Below are 15,864 nucleotides of genomic sequence, written 5' to 3' on the forward strand. Positions count from 1 at the left end.
CCGGCGTTCCTACTGCCCCTCCATGTCAATCCTCTCCAGCCTTGTCGAGGCCAGCGGCCAGCGCACTCTCCAGACCCCAAGGTCTGTGACACTGCGCCTGGCCACGGTGGCCCTGGCGGGCCTGGTGGATCTGACCATGGCCGGGGCCGTGGAGGCGGAGGTTCTGCTCAAGGCCTCCGCCAGCGGCAACCAGAAGGATGAGCAGGTCAGCAAATTCTGTCTCGCCACCGTCAGTGCGGCCTTCCAGGCTGCACGCAAGGTTCAGCCGCCAGGCCTGGGCTCCTACGCCTGCTCCTGTTTCGTGGATCAGGTGAATCGGGGGGCTGGTCTGGATGTGGCTCAGACCACCTGCCGCCAGCGCACCATGGCCCGCTACAGCCTCTGAGCCCTCCTGCTGGGGCCTTGGCCTGAGATCAGGATCTAGAGGAGGGGGAGAGTGGGGTTGGGCGTCAGGCGCACATCCCCGTGACATCGTCGGTGTGCAACACACTCACCTGCCGCAGGCAGAGTGTTTCCAGGGCGGAGATCATGTTGACCTGGACCTCAGAGGTCTCGCAGAGCACCAGGGTCTGCAGGAGATCAAAGCGATCCTGGGGGGCGAGTTCGCCGTCCTCACACCAGTCGAGGCTCCAGGGGACAGGGGCAGCCATGGCTTCGGGATCAATGCGTCTTGGTTTCATGACATTGGAGCATCCCGCGGCGGCGGCGTCCATTCCTTGGATTTGCTTCCAATCTGCTTCACGCTTCGTCATCAAAGCTCGCGAGGCTTCCCGCCAGGCCAGAAGAGCTGCAGCGCAAGCCCCTGGCTCCATCTCAGCAGCCAGCAAGGCTGGCAGAAACGCTCAGCTGGGCTTTTCACCCTGTATTATCTCGGCCATTTTGGGCGGCCTTCCCTGCCGATCGATTGCTCTCGACTGAACTCGCTCCCACGGCAGCTGGCCCCTTTTAATGACCTCTGGCCTTTCCGGCCAATGCCCAGACGCCTGATTTCATGGCCCACCCGAGCGCGCGTACACCGATCAGCCGGTTGCTGGGGGCCCTGAGGCCCCACCGCCGGCTGGTCTGGCTGGCCTCGATCTGCTCGGTGCTGAACAAGCTGTTCGATCTGGCCCCACCGGTGCTGATCGGTCTGGCCGTCGATGTGGTGGTGCGTCAGCAGACGTCCTGGCTGGCGAACCTGGGGCTGAGCAGCGTCCCCTCCCAGCTCACGGCCCTGGCGGTGGCCTCCTTTGTGATCTGGAGCGCCGAATCCCTGTTCGAGTACCTCTACGGAGTGCTCTGGCGCAACCTCGCGCAGACCATGCAACACGAGCTCCGGCTGGAGGCCTACGGCCACCTGCAGCAGCTGGAGATGGCCTTCTTCGAAGCCGGCAGCAGCGGCCGGCTGATGGCGATCCTCAACGACGACATCAATCAACTCGAGCGTTTTCTCGACCACGGCGCCAACGAGCTGCTGCAGCTGGCAACCACCGTGCTGGCCGTCGGAGCCGTGATGGCGGCCATCTCCCCCGGCGTGGCCGGGGTGGCTTTTCTGCCCATCCCAGTGATCCTCTGGGGCTCGATCCGGTTCCAGAAACGACTGGCTCCTCGCTACCGCGACGTGCGTGATCGGGCCAGCGATCTCAACAGCAGCCTCTCCAACAATCTCGGTGGGATGCTCACGATCAAGAGCTATGCCGCCGAGGCCTGGGAACTCGAACGCATCAGCGAACAGAGCGAGTCGTACCGACGCAGCAATCGGCGCGCGATTCGCCTCTCGGCTGCGTTCATTCCCCTGATTCGCTTTGCCATTCTCTTCGCCTTCCTGGCGATCCTGGTGATCGGTGGGCTGCAGGCCTGGCAGGGCACGATCGCTGTGGGCTCCTACAGCTTCCTGGTGTTCATCACCCAGCGGCTGCTGTGGCCGCTCACCACCCTGGGCCGCACCCTCGACGACTACCAGCGGGCCATGGCCTCAAGCAACCGGGTGCTGGATCTGCTCGACACTCCGATCGCGATCCCTGGCGGGGAGCGGGCCCTGCCCCTGGGCGGCGTGCGTGGGGCCATCGAATTCCGTTCAGTCAGCTTCGGCTACGCCGGCAGGGAGCCCCTGCTGGTCGACTTCTCCCTGGCGGTTCCAGCCGGGCACACGGTGGGCATCGTGGGGGCCACAGGCTCCGGCAAAAGCACCCTGGTGAAACTGCTGCTGCGGCTCTATGCCGTGGATCGCGGCGAGATCCTGCTCGACGACCAGCCGATTCAGGACCTGCAACTGGGCGACCTGCGCCATGCCATCGGTCTGGTGAGCCAGGAGGTGTTTCTCTTCCACGGCAGCGTGGGCGAGAACATCGCCTACGGAACTTTTGACGCCAGCCCCACCGCGATCCAGCGGGCGGCGACCCTGGCCGAAGCCAGTGGCTTCATCGAAGAGCTTCCCGAGGGATACGACACCGTGGTGGGGGAGCGGGGTCAGCGTCTCTCGGGCGGCCAGCGCCAGCGCATCGCCCTGGCCCGGGCGATTCTCAAGAATCCGCCGGTGCTGATCCTCGATGAGGCCACAGCGGCTGTCGACAACGAAACGGAGGCTGCGATCCAGCGCTCACTGGAGCTGATCACCGCCGAGCGCACCACCCTGGTGATTGCCCATCGGCTCAGCACCGTGCGCCATGCCGATCGGATCGTGGTGCTGGAGCAGGGCCAGATCGTCGAGCAGGGCCGCCACGACGACCTGCTCCGCCGTGGTGGGGCCTACGCCAGGCTCTGGCGGGTGCAGGCCGGCCTGCGCGCAGACGAAGCACTTCTGGCCTGAATGCAGCAGCATGGGAGGCATCTGATTCCAGGTCCCCAGCGGCGGTGGGCCCTCGCCCATGGCCCAGACATCCGGTCCTTTTGAGCTGCCTCCCCTGGGCCAACAGGACCTGCTGGAGTTGCCCATCAGCCGTCTGCAACCCACCCAGCTCTGCCTGGGGCTGGCGGAGGTGCGCTCCCGGGCCAGAGACTTCTCCCTGGAAACCGCGGCAGAGAGGCGACGCTATCTGCGCACCAGGCCGGTGCCGGTGGCGGTGAGCAGCGCCGGGGAGCACTGGATGATCGACCGCCACCACCGGCTGCGGGCCCTGATGGAAGTGGACGCAGAGGCCACAGCCTTCTGCTCGGTCGTGTTGCTGCTGGTGGGAGCCAGCCGTGCCCACTGCCTGGAGGAACTGAACCGCCGAGGTTGGCTCTACCTGCGCGACAGCGAAGGCCGGGGGCCGCTGCCGCCGGAGCGGCTGCCGATGAATCTGGGCAGCCTGGGCGACGACCCCTTCCGCAGCCTGGTCTGGAAGCTGAAGCAGGAAGGACTGATCCGCGCCCAGCCCCAGGTGCCCTTCCTGGAGTTCCATTGGGCCAGCTGGTTGCGTCGCCGCAAGCTGCCCGCCTTTGACTCGATGGACCTCAGCCCCGCCTTGCCCGAAGCCAGGAGGCTCCTGCGCGGTCCGCTGGGCCATGGCGCTCCGCCCGCCACCTGAGCAGTCCAGCCAGGGAACTGGAACAGATCCGTCTGGGGCGGGGGGAGCTGAATCAGCCTTGATGAAATAAGGTTTCATCAACGTGACAAAGGGACAGATTCCCTCTCACCGCTCCTCAATGCTCATCTCCAGCGCTTCAGGCCCAGAGGTCAACCTGCTCCCCGTCGCCGCCATGACCTTGGCGATGTTCGGATTTTGAAGCGCCAACGCCCCCCAGCGCCGCTGCCCCCCAGCCATCGATCCCGCCCGCTGCCCATCGTGCTGGCGATGCTGATGGGGCTGGCCGGCGGGCTCGCCCTCTCCGGCCCCCTGGCTTCATTGATGCCTCCTGAGCTGGCCTCCCAGACCGCCAGGATCACCGGCCAGCTCAGCAATCCCTTTTCAGCCTGGGGTGCCAATGGCCGCGATGTGCTGGTCCTGGGCACTGACGTGGGCGGCGGCAACACCGATGTGATGTTCTCGATTCGCATCGAGGATGGTGTCACCCGTGTCACCCAGGTGCCCAGGGACACCTACATCGATTCCGCCCGCTACGGCGGCATCAAGGCCAACGCGCTCTATGCCTACGGCGGAGCCGACGCCGTCAAGCAGGAGCTCTCCGAACGGCTGGGCCGTCCGATCGACCATCACCTGCTGGTGAACCTCGGGGCCATCCGTCGCATGGGTGACGTGCTCGGTGGTGTCGAGGTGAACGTGCCCAAGCGCATGTATTACGTCGACAACAGCCAGGGCCTCTACATCGACCTGCAGCCCGGCCTACAGACGCTCAAGGGCCGCGACCTGGAGGGGTTCCTGCGCTGGCGCCACGATGAGGAGGGCGACATCGGCCGGATCGATCGCCAGAAGCTGGTGCTCACGGCCCTGTTCAGCAAACTGACCCGACCGGAGAATCTGGTGCGGCTGCCCAGCCTGATCGCAGCGGCCGGCCAGGACCTCAACACGGATCTGGGGCCGATGGAAATCGGCGGACTGATCACAGCGATGGCCACCACCCGTTTTGATGCGGAGCGCCTCAGCGGCCGTCCCTTTGATCTCAACGGCATCAGCTACTGGGAGGCCGACTGGCCCCTGCGCGATGTGGAAGCCAACAACGCCACCACGGTGGAGACCAACGGCCGCGAACGCTTCCTCTTCTGAGGCTCAGCTCCAGCCGGCGCTGGCCTGCGCCCTGGCCCCCGGCAGCCGCTCCAGGGCCCACGGCTCACCGCCGATGGCTGCCGCCAGGATCGCGGCCAGGGCGGGGGCCAGGGCAAAGGGGCTGCTCAGACCCGCCAACAGCCAGAGGCCCGGAGCTTCTGCCACCGGACCCACCAGCGGCGGACCACTGCTGCAGAAGCTCACAGGCACCTGCACAAGACTGCCGGGCACCTGCCCGAGGCGGGGATCGATCCGCTCCAGGGCCTGGCGCAACTCCAGCTCCAGGGACGGAGCCTCGGGTGGAGTACCGCAGCAGCTGCCCGGCCTGACCAGGCTGCTCTGGCCCAGCAGCAGGCCCTCGCCCCAGGGGGCCAGGCCGGCATCAACGATCCACTGCGGTCGCTGCAGCTGATCTGCCCGTTGCTCCAGAGCCTGGCGCCGAGCCATCAGCGGCATGAGGATGTCATTGGGCTCACTGAGGGCAACGCCGCTCAGCAACTCGTGGCTGAGCGGGCCAGCGTCGAGGCGCAGCAGCCCGGCCCAGCTCACCCGCAGGCGATCGGGCAGTGCCGGCCAGAGGGCCCGGCAGCCGGCTCCTGCGGCCAGCACCACCTGCCGGGCCGGCAGGGCTTCGGCCTGCAGGGGGCCGCAGTGACCCCGGCGGCGGCGCACCCCGGCGCGCTCCAGGGCCAGCGGCAGAGCCAGGGCCAGCTGGCGACTGTCGACGCGCCCATAGCCCAGCCGCAGCAGCCGCCGCCCCCCTGAGGCCGGCGTGGGATCGAGCCGCTCCACCTGATCAGCACCCAGATGGCGCCGCGCCAGAGTCTCCACCTGAGCGAGGGTCTGCTCCAGGGCTGAGCTGCCGTCAGCGTCGGCATCGCTCCAGTGCAGGCGCAGGCTGCAGGGGCTCCAGCCCAGCGGCCCGTGGCGCTGCTCCAGCTCCCGCCAGGCCAGCGGAGCTGAGGCCATCAGCTCATTCATCGGGCCGGGAGCCCCCGCCCACCAGGGCACACCGCCGTAGCTCACAGCGGTGGCGCCATCGCCCTGGCCGGCATCCAGCAGCTCCACCGCAGCGCCGCGCCGGGCCAGCTCCAGGGCCACCAGGGAGCCGGCCAGACCGGCGCCGATCACCAGCACATCGGCCAAGTCTCAGATCTGCAGGGTGAAGGAGGTGATCACGTTGCGGAACAGATCCCTGACCTTCGGCCAGCGCAGTTCATTGGTGCTGGCCGCCAGGGTGTAGAGGCGGCCGCGGTCGACCACCACGGTGGCCAGCTCATGGCGGTCACGGTCGGAGAGATGCACCGCATACTCCAGGTCGTAGAAGGTGTGGCCGCCGTCCTGACGCTCACGGGCCTCCACCAGTTCGGCCTCGCGGCCACTGCCCTCCGGAGCAATCACGATGCGGCCCAGCTTTTCACCCACCGCCACGGCACTCCCCAGGGACTCCAGGTCGTTGGTGGGGTTCACCTCCGTGATCACCAGGCTGAGGGTTTCATCGCTGTTGATCAGATCGTGGAAGACCACCTGGGGCCCATTGCTCACCGCCACCCGACTCCAGCCGGTGGGATAGAGAAAGGCATAGCGCCCGTCAGGGCTCTGGAAGGAATTCAGCCCGGCGGCCGCCGCGCTGCAACCGCTGAGGCCCCCCAGCAGCAGCAGGCTGCCCAGCAGCAGGCCGAGCACGCCCCGGCACAGGGAGACAAGCCAGGGAAACGAAGGGCGCTGCGCCATGGGGTATCGAGCAAGCGGGAGGGGTGGGAGATCACACCGTCACCATTGTTGCCGGTGGCCTCACTCCTAGATTGACGCCAGTTGCGGCGGATTTCTGAGCGGCTTCACCAGGCCCCTGGCGCGGCTGATCGACCAGTTCGAGCGCCTGCCTGGGATCGGTCCGCGCACCGCCCAGCGCCTGGCCCTGCACCTGCTGCGCCAGCCCGAGGGACAGGTGCAGGCCTTCGCCGATGCCCTGCTCGCCGCCCGCCGCCAGGTGGGTCAGTGCAGGCGCTGCTTCCACCTTTCGGCCGATCCGCTCTGCGACATCTGCCGGAATGAGGATCGGCGCAATGGCCAGCTCTGCGTGGTCTCTGATTCCCGCGACCTGCTGGCCCTGGAGCGCACCCGCGAATACAAAGGGAGCTACCACGTGCTGGGCGGACTGATCTCACCCATGGATGGCATCGGACCTGAACTGCTGCAGATCCAGCCCCTGGTGAACCGGGTGGATCAGGAGGCGATGACGGAGGTGATCCTGGCCCTGCCACCCAGCGTGGAAGGGGACACCACCAGCCTCTACCTGGCCCGGCTGCTGCGGCCGTTCTGTCTGGTGAGCCGCATCGCCTACGGACTGCCGGTGGGCAGTGAGCTGGAGTATGCCGATGAGGTGACCCTGGCGAGGGCCCTTGAAGGTCGCCGCCGGATGGAGTGAGCAGCGTGGTTCGTTTGATCAGCCGATACAGCTCCATGGCTCCCACCGAGCGGTTGCCCGCCTGGTTGCGCCGCCCGATCGGCAGCGCCTCGGCCCTGGAAACCGTGCAGACCGTGGTCAAGGGGCAGCGGCTTCACACCATCTGCGAGGAGGGTCGCTGTCCCAACCGAGGGGAGTGCTACGCCGCCGGCACCGCCACCTTCCTGCTGGGTGGGCCGATCTGCACCCGCAGCTGCGCCTTCTGCCAGGTGGAGAAGGGTCGTGCGCCTGTGCCCTTTGATGCCGGGGAAGCCGAGCGGGTGGCGGAAGCGGTGGAGCAGCTGGGCCTGCGCTACGTGGTGCTCACCGCGGTGGCCCGCGATGATCTGGCCGACCACGGCGCCGGGCTGTTCACCGGCACCATGGCTGCGATCCGGCGCCGCAACCCCCTGGTGGCCATGGAGGTGCTCACCCCTGATTTCTGGGGGGGGCATGCCCTCCGCCCTGAGGGAGAAGCCGCCCAGCGGCAGCGGCTGGCGACCGTGCTGGCCGCAGGCCCGGTCTGCTTCAACCACAACCTCGAAACGGTGCAGCGGCTGCAGGGGGAGGTGCGTCGCGGCGCCACCTACGAACGCTCGCTGGCCTTGCTGGCGGCGGCCCGGGAGCAGGCCCCGCAGATCCCGACGAAATCAGGGCTGATGCTGGGGCTGGGCGAAACCCTCGAGGAGGTGGTGGCCGCCCTGGAGGATCTGCGCCGGGCCGACTGCCAGCGCCTCACCCTGGGTCAGTACATGCGTCCGTCCCTCGCCCACCTGCCGGTGGCTCGCTACTGGCACCCCGACGACTTCGAGCGCCTCGGGATGATCGCCCGTGAGCTCGGCTTCCAGCAGGTGCGCAGTGGCCCCCTGGTGCGCAGCAGCTATCACGCCGCAGACGCGTGATCACCAGGCGATCGAATCCAGCACCGTGGAGCAGAGCCGGTACAGACGCTCCCCACCCACGGATTCCTTGCCTTTGGCTTTGAAGCCGGGCAGCACCGTCTGAATCGAGCGGATCACGACACTGGGTTTCTCGCCAGAGGCATAGAGCAGGCAACTCCAGTGCAACCTGTGCTCAGCTGTGCGGATCCAGAGCTGAGCCCCAGCGCTCAGGGCAATCACCACCAGGCTGGACGCCACCGTGATCTGGCATGGCCTGGAGAGCATCAGCAGCGGAAAACGGCGCCACCACAATGCCATGGGCGAACCGAAAGCCAGTTTCTAACGGCAAAAATCGTGGGTCTTGAATACGCATCAACCCATGATTTTACATTTATATTCAGGCTGCTCGCTCCAGCGAAAATCCAACAAGAATTGGACGGAAATTCAATTCAATATCATGAAGAGATCTTGCGTTGATTGAAGGCTTGTGCAGAAATGCGCGGAAACGCTCACTCAGCCTAGAGTCTGGCTGGCACCAAGAGCTATTGGCTCGTCATCAGGCCTCGATTCTCAGCACCTCTTCTGGTTTCGATCTCTTCCGGTCGCCCCTCTTCTCCCTCCCGTCCCATCTGAATTCCTACCCATGGCACTGGTCCAAGCGCCCGCTTTAGGCATTGATCGCTTTGCCAATGATCGCAACCGGGAAAGCTGGTCGAACAGCACCGAACAGGACACCAAGAAGATCATTCGGGCCGTTTATCAACAGGTGCTCGGCCAGCAGTATGTGATGGCCAGTGAGCGTCTCAATGGGGCTGAGTCCCTGTTCCGCAACGGTGTTCTGAACGTGCGGGAGCTGGTGCGCACCGTGGCCAAGAGTGGTCTCTATCGCTCCAGATTCTTCGAAAACTGCAATCCCTATCGCTTCATTGAGCTGAACCACAAGCATCTGCTGGGGCGGGCCCCTCAGAACAAGGCGGAGATGCTGCATCACTTCACGATCCTGCAGGAGCAGGGTTTCGATGCAGAGATCGATTCCTACATCGACAGCGACGAATACCAGGAACGCTTCGGCCTGGACAGCGTGCCCTACCTGCACGGCTGGGATTACTCCAAAGGCCATGAGGGACGTCAGTTCTCCTGGCTGATGCAACTCGCCCGCGGAGCTGCGGCTTCCGTGAAGGGAGACGCCAGCGGCACCCAGTTCCGCTTGGGCAAGGCCCTGCACCAGAACAAGGCGATGCCGGTGCGCGGTGCCGGTGGCCGGGTGGTGATCGTTTCCACCGAAGGACCCTTCAAGGTGCTGGTGAGCACCGAGTCGGGGATCTCCTCCGAGTTCGCCCATCAAGCGCCACTGCGGGCCCCGTCGCAGGAGCACCGGGTGGAAGCCCTGCGGGTGACGGCCGGCGAGAGCAGCAGCGGCAGCGGCCGGATGGTCACCATCTCCGCCACGGGCCTGGTCAATAACGACTACGTGCGCAGCGGCGCCTACGTGATGCGTGTGCCCTTCAGCCGCATGAACGAGGCCCTGCAACGGGTCAACCGTCTCGGCGGACGGGTGACCAACGTGGTGGTGAGCTGAGGCTCGGCTTCGGGTTCCCCCAGGCCATCAATCTTCAGAAAGATGGAAATCCCGGGGGAACCTCCGCACGCCCATCCCATAGTCGGGATGAGGCGCCCAGATCAATGGAGTGGTGTATCGCCTGCCGGTTGGCTGCTGAACAAGGACGTCCATGGCTGTGAGGATCGATCGTGAAACCTTCCTGCAGAGGGCGCTGGAACGCTTTGGCCATCGCTACAGCTACGAGGAGATCGATTACCGCAGCTATCGCTCTCCGGTGAAGATCCGCTGTCTGGATCATCCCGTGCGCCTGATCGTGATCACGCCGGAACGTCACCTGCAGACCACCGGTGGCTGTAAATACTGCCTGCGCCGCTATCGCCAGCAGGCCATGGAAGCCTCGGTGACCGTGGCGGCGATCACCGAGGCCCCGGCCACCGAACTGGATCGCGTCACCGAGCTGGATCGCTCGCAGCCGCAGGAGTCTGGTAGTAGAAGCCGCCCCCCGGGTGCTGCTGGCTGACCACGGCACAGCGGGTGGCAATGCGCCACAACGCCCTGTGGATGGGCGTGGGATCAAAGCGCACCAACTCGGGGTAGCGGGCGCGCAGCAGCTCGTTGCCGCGCCAGGCGTTGTAGTGGGGAATCCTGGGATTCACGTGGTGGCAGACGTGGGTGGAGCCAATGCCGTGGTGCAGCAGGTTGAGCAGGGGTCCGTAGGGCCGATCAACCGTCTGCAGAGCCCCTTTGGCCCAGGTCCAATCGGCCGTGGCGAAGTGGGGAATCGAGGTGTCGGTGTGCTGCAGCCAGGTGTATCCCACCAGCCAGGCGTTGATCACCAGATAGGGCAGGCCGTAGACAGCCAGCACCCGTGCCAGGGAGGTGGAAGAGGCCGCCAGGATCAGGGCCAGCAGCATCAGCACCAGGCCGACATTGGAGCGCAGCATCAAGCGACGCGTGGAGTCGGGGAAGAGGGGGCGACGGCCGTTGCGGAAGGGGGCGCCATGCCAGAAATGGGAGGTGAGAGCGCCGTGGTCTTCACCGCCGGCCACACCGAAGAAGAGATAGAGCGGCCAGCCCAGCAGCAGATGGCTCACCGTCGAGAACAGCCCATAGGCCACGGGGCCCACGCCGCTGACCAGACGCTGCACCGACTGCCCGGCGGCTGAGCTCGCCCGGGGCGGCACATGGGTTTCACCCCCCTCGAGGTGGTTGCAGTTGGCATGGTGCACGGCGTGGCTGTGCTGCCAGCTGAAGTACGGCACCAGCAGCAGGCTGTGCAGAACGAATCCCACCGTTGCCTCCACCCGGCGATTGGGGTGGAAAGCGTGGTGCCCGCATTCGTGGGCAATCACCCAGCAGCCGCCGGCCACCGTGCCGGTGACGAGGGCATAGAGCAGCCAAAGCGGTGCTGCGATCGGCTGAAGAGGGATCTGGGTTCCCACGCCGTAGGCCAGAACAGAAAGCCCGAGGGAGAGGGCGAGGCTGCCCCAGGCTTTGGTGGTGTCGATCTTGAGCAGGTCAGCCGGCAGGCAGGCCAGCAGCTCGGATTTGGAGGGATAGTTCGGCTCTTGCGGGGAGACCGTCTCCTGGGGACGGGGCCGGAGGGGAGTGGAACGAATCAAGGACGCTGACGCATGAGAGGTGAGAACGATCCGTGGAGGCTGGAATCGGCGCGACCCTAACCAGATCGGCCCTGTCCACCGGCCGACGAGCGGGCGGGCACAGGAGAATGACGATGATGCTCCGCAACGCGGCGATGACCGGCAACCTTCAGGCCATTGGCTTCATGATCAGCTGGGTGCTGGGTTGGGGGATCGGCGGTTCGCTGATCGACGCCGGCTTCATCCAGGCCGGGGTGTACTCGATCGAGACCAACCAGCTGGGCACCCTGGCCACCTTCACGGTCTGGACATTGCTGTGGGGCGGGCTGGGCTTTCGGCTCTACCAGCGCTTCACCAGCTCCAACCAGGAGAGCTGAGGGCCAGACCTGAGCCTTCGCTCAGAGCTCGAGCTCAGTCAGGGAATGCAGGCAGAGCACCTGCTGGGGGTAGTGGTCTCGCCCGAGGCCCTCGGGGAGCAGCACATGCACCAGGGCTCCCGAGGCCAGGGCGGCTTCGGCGCCGGCACGGGAATCCTCAAAGGCCCAGCAGTCGCTGGCGGCCACCCCCAGCCGCCGGGCCGCCAGCACAAAGATGTCGGGAGCGGGCTTGCCTTCCCCCAGCTCGGGGTCATCCCCGCAGACAATCAGCTCGATCAGCTCCAGCCAGGGGTGGGGGGCGCACTTGATCCCCACGGAGTCGTGGCTGCTGCTGGTGGCCAGGGCCATCGGAATCGCCAGCTCCCGGCAGCGCCGCACCAGCTCAGGTGCTCCAGGCATCGCCCGCGCCCCGGGCAGCAGCGCTCGAGCGATCGGCTGCCGCACCGCCAGCAACTGCTCGGCGCTGGGGGGCTGGTGGCCCGCCGCTGCGATCCAGGCGATCACACGGCTGGCATTGTCCGGCCGCCGGCGACCGCGCAGCTTCAACAGCTGCTGATCACTGAGTTCAAGGCCGAACTCCCGGGCCGCCTGCCGCCAGGCCTGGCCGTGCAGGGGCTCAGTGTCGAGCAGCAGACCATCAAGGTCGAACAGACAGGCCGCGGGGCTGTTCATTCCCGCATCCTCTCAGTCCACAATGACCGGGTGTCGCTCCCGACCCGATGAGCCAGGTCACGATCGAATCGGTGCTGCAGGAGGGCCGGGTGTTCGAGCCGCCGGCGGAGCTGGCGGCGGGGGCCCGCATCGGCAGCATGGACGCCTACCGGGAACTGGTGGCGCGCGTCGAGGCCGATCCCGACGCCTTCTGGGGCCAGCAGGCCCGGGAGCAGCTGCACTGGTTCGAGCCCTTCCACACCGTGCTCGATTGGAGCAATCCGCCCTTCGCCCGCTGGTTCGAGGGCGGCAGCACCAACCTGGCCTACAACTGCCTCGACCGCCATCTGCAGGGCCCCAGGGCCGAGAAGACCGCCCTGATCTGGGAAGGGGAGCCCGGCGATAGCCGTCGCTTCAGCTACCGCGACCTGCACACTCAGGTCTGCAAGGCCGCCAATGCCCTCAAGGCCCTCGGCATCGGCAAGGGGGATCTGGTGGCCCTGTACATGCCGATGGTGCCGGAAGCGGCCATCGCCATGCTGGCCTGCGCCCGCATCGGCGCCCCCCACTCGGTGGTGTTCGGCGGCTTCTCCGCCGAGGCCCTGCGCGACCGCTTGATCGATGGGGGCGTCAAGGCCGTGATCACCGCCGATGGCGGCTTCCGCAAGGACAAGGCGGTGGCGCTCAAACCCGCGGTGGATCAGGCCCTCGCCGATGGCGCCTGCCCCACGGTGGAGCAGGTGCTGGTGGTGCGCCGCACCGAGCAGCCCACGGCGATGCTGGAGGGCCGCGACCGCTGGTGGCATGAGCTGGTGGAGGCCCAGAGCGCCGATTGCCCGGCGGAGCCGATGGCCAGCGAAGACCGTCTGTTCGTGCTCTACACCTCAGGCTCCACTGGCAAACCCAAGGGGGTGGTGCACACCACCGCCGGCTACAACCTCTGGGCCCACCTCACCTTCCAGTGGATCTTCGACATCCGCGACGATGACGTGCACTGGTGCACCGCCGATGTGGGCTGGATCACCGGCCACAGCTACATCGTCTATGGCCCGCTCTCCAATGGCGCCACCACGGTGATGTACGAGGGGGCGCCGCGGCCGTCGAAACCCGGTGCTTTCTGGGAGGTGATTGAGAAGCACAAGGTGAGCCTGTTCTATACCGCACCCACGGCAATCCGGGCCTTCATGAAGAGCGGCCGCGAGGTGCCCGATCAGTACGACATGAGCAGCCTGCGCATCCTGGGCACGGTGGGGGAGCCCATCAATCCCGAAGCCTGGATGTGGTACAGGCAGGTGATCGGTCACGACCGCTGCCCGGTGATCGACACCTGGTGGCAGACCGAAACCGGCGGCGTGATGATCAGCCCCCTGCCCGGGGCCACCCCCACCAAGCCGGGATCGGCCACCCTGCCTCTGCCCGGCATCGCCGCCGACATCGTCGACAACGAAGGCCGCAGCGTCGGGATCGACGAGGGCGGATACTTGGCGGTGCGGCGGCCCTGGCCGGGGATGATGCGCACAGTGCACGGAGATCCTGAGCGCTTCCGCAAGAGCTACTGGGAGCACATCATTGGCGCCGATGGCAGGCCCCTCTACTTCGCCGGCGATGGTGCCCGCCGCGATGCCGACGGCTACTACTGGGTGATGGGCCGCGTCGATGACGTGATCAGCGTGTCGGGCCACCGGCTGGGCTCCATGGAGATCGAATCGGCGCTGGTGAGCCATCCGGCGGTGGCCGAAGCCGCCGTGGTGGGCCGGCCTGATCCGCTCAAGGGCGAGGGCATCGTCGCCTTCGTGACCCTGCAGGCGGGCCTAAGCGGCGACGACACCCTGGGCAGCGAACTGCGCCGGCATGTGGGCAGCGAGATCGGTCCGATCGCCAGGCCCGATGAGATCCGCTTCAGCGATGCCCTGCCCAAAACCCGCAGCGGCAAGATCATGCGGCGCATCCTGCGGGCACTGGCGGCCGGCGAGGAAGTGAGCGGTGATACCAGCACCCTCGAAGACCGCTCGGTCCTCGACGCCCTGCGGGGCTGACGGCGGATGGCGACAGCTGCTTGCCCTGGATCAACCAGGCACAGACGGCATCACCAGCAGCACGATCAACCAGATCGCGCCGATGATCGGCACCAGACCGATGAAGATCCAGGGCCAGTTCTTACCGGCATCGCGGAGGCGGCGCACGCAGAGGGGGATGCCTGGAACGATCGCCGCGATGGCATAGAGGTTCTGCAGCACGCTCAGCTGACTGATCAGCTTGGCAAGCAGTCCCAGCACAAGAGCCACGATGATGTTGGCCAGGAAAAACCACCAGTAGTCGCCACGCTTGGATCGACCGCTGTAATCAAAGGCCCGTGTCCAGCCGGACATGTAGGCATCGAGCATGATCTGGCCCTCCTGATTGAGTGATTCGATCGCACAAAGAGTGTCTGTAATTTGCGGCGGTGTCAATCAAATGGCGGGAACCGTTGCCTTTCCCGTTTCACGATTTCCGGGTTCTCCCAGGCGCCACCAACCGTCGATCGCGGCGGCCAGGCGATCGATCTGGCGCTGGCGTTGGGGGTCATCCGCCCAGGCCCCCAGCAGGTTCTGGCGCAGGCCGGCGCTGGCGGGGGTGAGGTGGTCGCCGCCCAGCTGCAGCAGGGAGCTGTCGTCACCCGGGCGCTGCTGCAGCGTCGCCAGCAGGGGGGGGCTCTGGTCGAGGGCATCGCTGCCGAAGCGGATCAGCAGGTTCCGGGGAATGCCGTAGAGCTGGCCCACCAGGCGCAGGGTTTCCTGTGGTGACGGGCTGAATTCCGTGCGCACCCCCAGCCGGGGGGCCAGGTCGGCCAGCAGGGGGATCGAGCGATCGGCGGAGAAGTTGTTGAAGCTCATGGCCGCCAGGGCCGTGCTGCCCCGGCCCCCATCCGGGGCCAGCAGATGCAGCTTGCAGCCGAGGCTATGGCCCAGGCGCAGCACCGGCAGCGCCGAGGCTCCGGCCGCTGAGCCCTGCCGCGCCCCGCGAAAGGCGCGCCAGGCCTCGGTGGCCTGGGCCTGATGGTCGAACCCCGGCACATAACTCCAGGCCCGCAGGCTGAGCCCACGCCGGCACAGGGCCTCCAGCAGCCTGCGGTAGCTGATCTGTGGGGTGGCGGCCAGCACACTGCCACCGATGAACTCGATCACACCCGATGACTCGGGCGGATCCAGACACCAGAGAGTCCCCTGCTGACGCCAGCGACTCACGGCGCTCAGGCCTGGGGAGCCAGCCGCTGCAGGGCGGCCATGGCCTCACGGGCATGGGCCGGCCCATCCAGCAGGTTGCTGAAGACGTGGCGCACCACGCCCTCGCCATCGATGACATAGGTGACACGGCCCGGCAGCAGGTTGAGCAGGGCGCCAGGCACGCCGAAGGCCTGGCGCAGGCTGTTGCCCTGGTCCACCAGCAGCGGATAAGGAAGCTGGTGCCGCTGGGAGAAGCGCCCGTGGCTGGCACCGTCATCGCCGCTCACGCCCCAGACCTCAGCGCCGAGGGCCTGCAGTGCGGCGTAATTGTCGCGGAAGGCGCAGGCCTCCATCGTGCAGCCGGGGGTGTCGTCTTTGGGATAGAAGAACAGCACCAGGGGGTGGCCGGCGAGCTGATCACTGCGGCGGGCGCTGCCGTTCTGATCCTTCAGATCGATCAGGGGAGCCTTCTCACCAACCTGGATGGCCTTGCCCACAGGTGCATCAAATCAACGGTGC

At 66.6% G+C, this 15,864-nt stretch carries 19 protein-coding genes; 10 read left to right on the forward strand and 9 right to left on the reverse strand.

Going from position 1 to position 15,864, the window contains the following annotated elements:
* Positions 1 to 22 precede the first annotated feature (22 nt).
* Positions 23 to 385 carry a hypothetical protein gene (locus KQ304_RS11310; RefSeq protein ID WP_259737184.1) on the forward strand — a complete coding sequence of 121 codons (363 nt, stop codon included), beginning with the start codon at positions 23 to 25 and terminating at the stop codon, positions 383 to 385.
* A 64-nt stretch (positions 386 to 449) separates the two neighbouring features.
* Here KQ304_RS11310 and KQ304_RS11315 read toward each other — a convergent pair whose 3' ends face one another.
* Entirely contained in the window at positions 450 to 650 is a 201-nt protein-coding gene (locus KQ304_RS11315; protein WP_259737185.1) for a hypothetical protein, read from the reverse strand.
* Between the two features lie 341 nt (positions 651 to 991).
* Between KQ304_RS11315 and KQ304_RS11320 the strand changes: the two genes are divergently transcribed.
* The 3 genes from KQ304_RS11320 to KQ304_RS11330 all read left to right on the forward strand — a co-directional run bounded on the left by KQ304_RS11320 (position 992) and on the right by KQ304_RS11330 (position 4,625).
* Positions 992 to 2,788, forward strand: coding sequence for an ABC transporter ATP-binding protein (locus KQ304_RS11320; protein ID WP_259737186.1), 1,797 nt, complete (start codon positions 992 to 994; stop codon positions 2,786 to 2,788).
* 58 nt (positions 2,789 to 2,846) lie between these two features.
* The gene (locus KQ304_RS11325; protein ID WP_259737187.1) at positions 2,847 to 3,488 is read left to right on the forward strand and encodes a ParB/Srx family N-terminal domain-containing protein; all 642 of its coding nucleotides are present in this window, start codon (positions 2,847 to 2,849) and stop codon (positions 3,486 to 3,488) included.
* A gap of 267 nt (positions 3,489 to 3,755) precedes the next feature.
* Complete coding sequence (locus KQ304_RS11330; protein ID WP_259737210.1) at positions 3,756 to 4,625, forward strand: LCP family protein; 870 nt, start codon at positions 3,756 to 3,758, stop codon at positions 4,623 to 4,625.
* A gap of 3 nt (positions 4,626 to 4,628) precedes the next feature.
* Here the strand turns inward: KQ304_RS11330 and KQ304_RS11335 are convergent, their stop codons facing one another.
* Together KQ304_RS11335 and psbP are read right to left on the reverse strand one after the other, a co-directional pair.
* Positions 4,629 to 5,762, reverse strand: coding sequence for an FAD-binding oxidoreductase (locus KQ304_RS11335; protein WP_259737211.1), 1,134 nt, complete (start codon positions 5,760 to 5,762; stop codon positions 4,629 to 4,631).
* Between the two features lie 12 nt (positions 5,763 to 5,774).
* Positions 5,775 to 6,359 (reverse strand): photosystem II reaction center PsbP, encoded by a 585-nt coding sequence (gene psbP / locus KQ304_RS11340; protein ID WP_259737188.1) that lies wholly within the window; start codon positions 6,357 to 6,359, stop codon positions 5,775 to 5,777.
* A gap of 124 nt (positions 6,360 to 6,483) precedes the next feature.
* On the opposite strand from psbP, the gene recR reads away from it, so the two are divergent.
* Positions 6,484 to 7,053, forward strand: a complete 570-nt coding sequence (recR, locus tag KQ304_RS11345; protein WP_259737212.1) for a recombination mediator RecR — start codon at positions 6,484 to 6,486, stop codon at positions 7,051 to 7,053.
* Between the two features lie 17 nt (positions 7,054 to 7,070).
* A complete protein-coding gene (lipA, locus tag KQ304_RS11350) occupies positions 7,071 to 7,973 on the forward strand; it encodes a lipoyl synthase (RefSeq protein WP_259737213.1) in 903 nt (300 codons plus the stop codon).
* Here the strand turns inward: lipA and KQ304_RS11355 are convergent, their stop codons facing one another.
* Positions 7,974 to 8,270 (reverse strand): hypothetical protein, encoded by a 297-nt coding sequence (locus KQ304_RS11355; protein WP_259737189.1) that lies wholly within the window; start codon positions 8,268 to 8,270, stop codon positions 7,974 to 7,976.
* Between the two features lie 325 nt (positions 8,271 to 8,595).
* Here KQ304_RS11355 and KQ304_RS11360 point away from each other — a divergent pair, with 325 nt between their 5' ends.
* Together KQ304_RS11360 and KQ304_RS11365 are read left to right on the forward strand one after the other, a co-directional pair.
* Positions 8,596 to 9,531: a phycobilisome rod-core linker polypeptide gene (locus KQ304_RS11360; protein ID WP_259737190.1), complete on the forward strand. Its 936-nt coding sequence runs from the start codon at positions 8,596 to 8,598 to the stop codon at positions 9,529 to 9,531.
* Between the two features lie 151 nt (positions 9,532 to 9,682).
* Entirely contained in the window at positions 9,683 to 10,033 is a 351-nt protein-coding gene (locus KQ304_RS11365) for a hypothetical protein (RefSeq protein ID WP_259737191.1), read from the forward strand.
* Here KQ304_RS11365 and KQ304_RS11370 read toward each other — a convergent pair.
* Positions 9,963 to 11,135: a fatty acid desaturase gene (locus KQ304_RS11370; RefSeq protein WP_259737192.1), complete on the reverse strand. Its 1,173-nt coding sequence runs from the start codon at positions 11,133 to 11,135 to the stop codon at positions 9,963 to 9,965. The two genes, KQ304_RS11365 and KQ304_RS11370, sit on opposite strands and share 71 nt — an antisense overlap.
* A 107-nt stretch (positions 11,136 to 11,242) precedes the next feature.
* Between KQ304_RS11370 and KQ304_RS11375 the strand changes: the two genes are divergently transcribed.
* Entirely contained in the window at positions 11,243 to 11,491 is a 249-nt protein-coding gene (locus KQ304_RS11375) for a hypothetical protein (RefSeq protein WP_399229230.1), read from the forward strand.
* 21 nt (positions 11,492 to 11,512) lie between these two features.
* Here the strand turns inward: KQ304_RS11375 and KQ304_RS11380 are convergent, their stop codons facing one another.
* Positions 11,513 to 12,163 carry an HAD family phosphatase gene (locus KQ304_RS11380; RefSeq protein ID WP_259737193.1) on the reverse strand — a complete coding sequence of 217 codons (651 nt, stop codon included), beginning with the start codon at positions 12,161 to 12,163 and terminating at the stop codon, positions 11,513 to 11,515.
* Positions 12,164 to 12,210: 47 nt separating this feature from the next.
* On the opposite strand from KQ304_RS11380, the gene acs reads away from it, so the two are divergent.
* Positions 12,211 to 14,178, forward strand: coding sequence for an acetate--CoA ligase (acs, locus tag KQ304_RS11385; RefSeq protein WP_259737194.1), 1,968 nt, complete (start codon positions 12,211 to 12,213; stop codon positions 14,176 to 14,178).
* A gap of 30 nt (positions 14,179 to 14,208) precedes the next feature.
* On the opposite strand, the gene KQ304_RS11390 is transcribed toward acs, so the two are convergent.
* The 3 genes from KQ304_RS11390 to KQ304_RS11400 all read right to left on the reverse strand — a co-directional run bounded on the left by KQ304_RS11390 (position 14,209) and on the right by KQ304_RS11400 (position 15,842).
* Positions 14,209 to 14,511: a DUF805 domain-containing protein gene (locus KQ304_RS11390; RefSeq protein WP_259737195.1), complete on the reverse strand. Its 303-nt coding sequence runs from the start codon at positions 14,509 to 14,511 to the stop codon at positions 14,209 to 14,211.
* 81 nt (positions 14,512 to 14,592) lie between these two features.
* A complete protein-coding gene (locus KQ304_RS11395; RefSeq protein ID WP_259737196.1) occupies positions 14,593 to 15,366 on the reverse strand; it encodes a DUF1350 family protein in 774 nt (257 codons plus the stop codon).
* Positions 15,367 to 15,371: 5 nt separating this feature from the next.
* On the reverse strand, positions 15,372 to 15,842 hold the full coding sequence (locus tag KQ304_RS11400) for a peroxiredoxin (protein ID WP_259737197.1): 471 nt from the start codon (positions 15,840 to 15,842) through the stop codon (positions 15,372 to 15,374).
* Positions 15,843 to 15,864 lie beyond the last annotated feature (22 nt).

It is taken from the genome of Synechococcus sp. CS-1329 (assembly GCF_025128055.1).
Lineage (GTDB): Bacteria > Cyanobacteriota > Cyanobacteriia > PCC-6307 > Cyanobiaceae > Regnicoccus_A.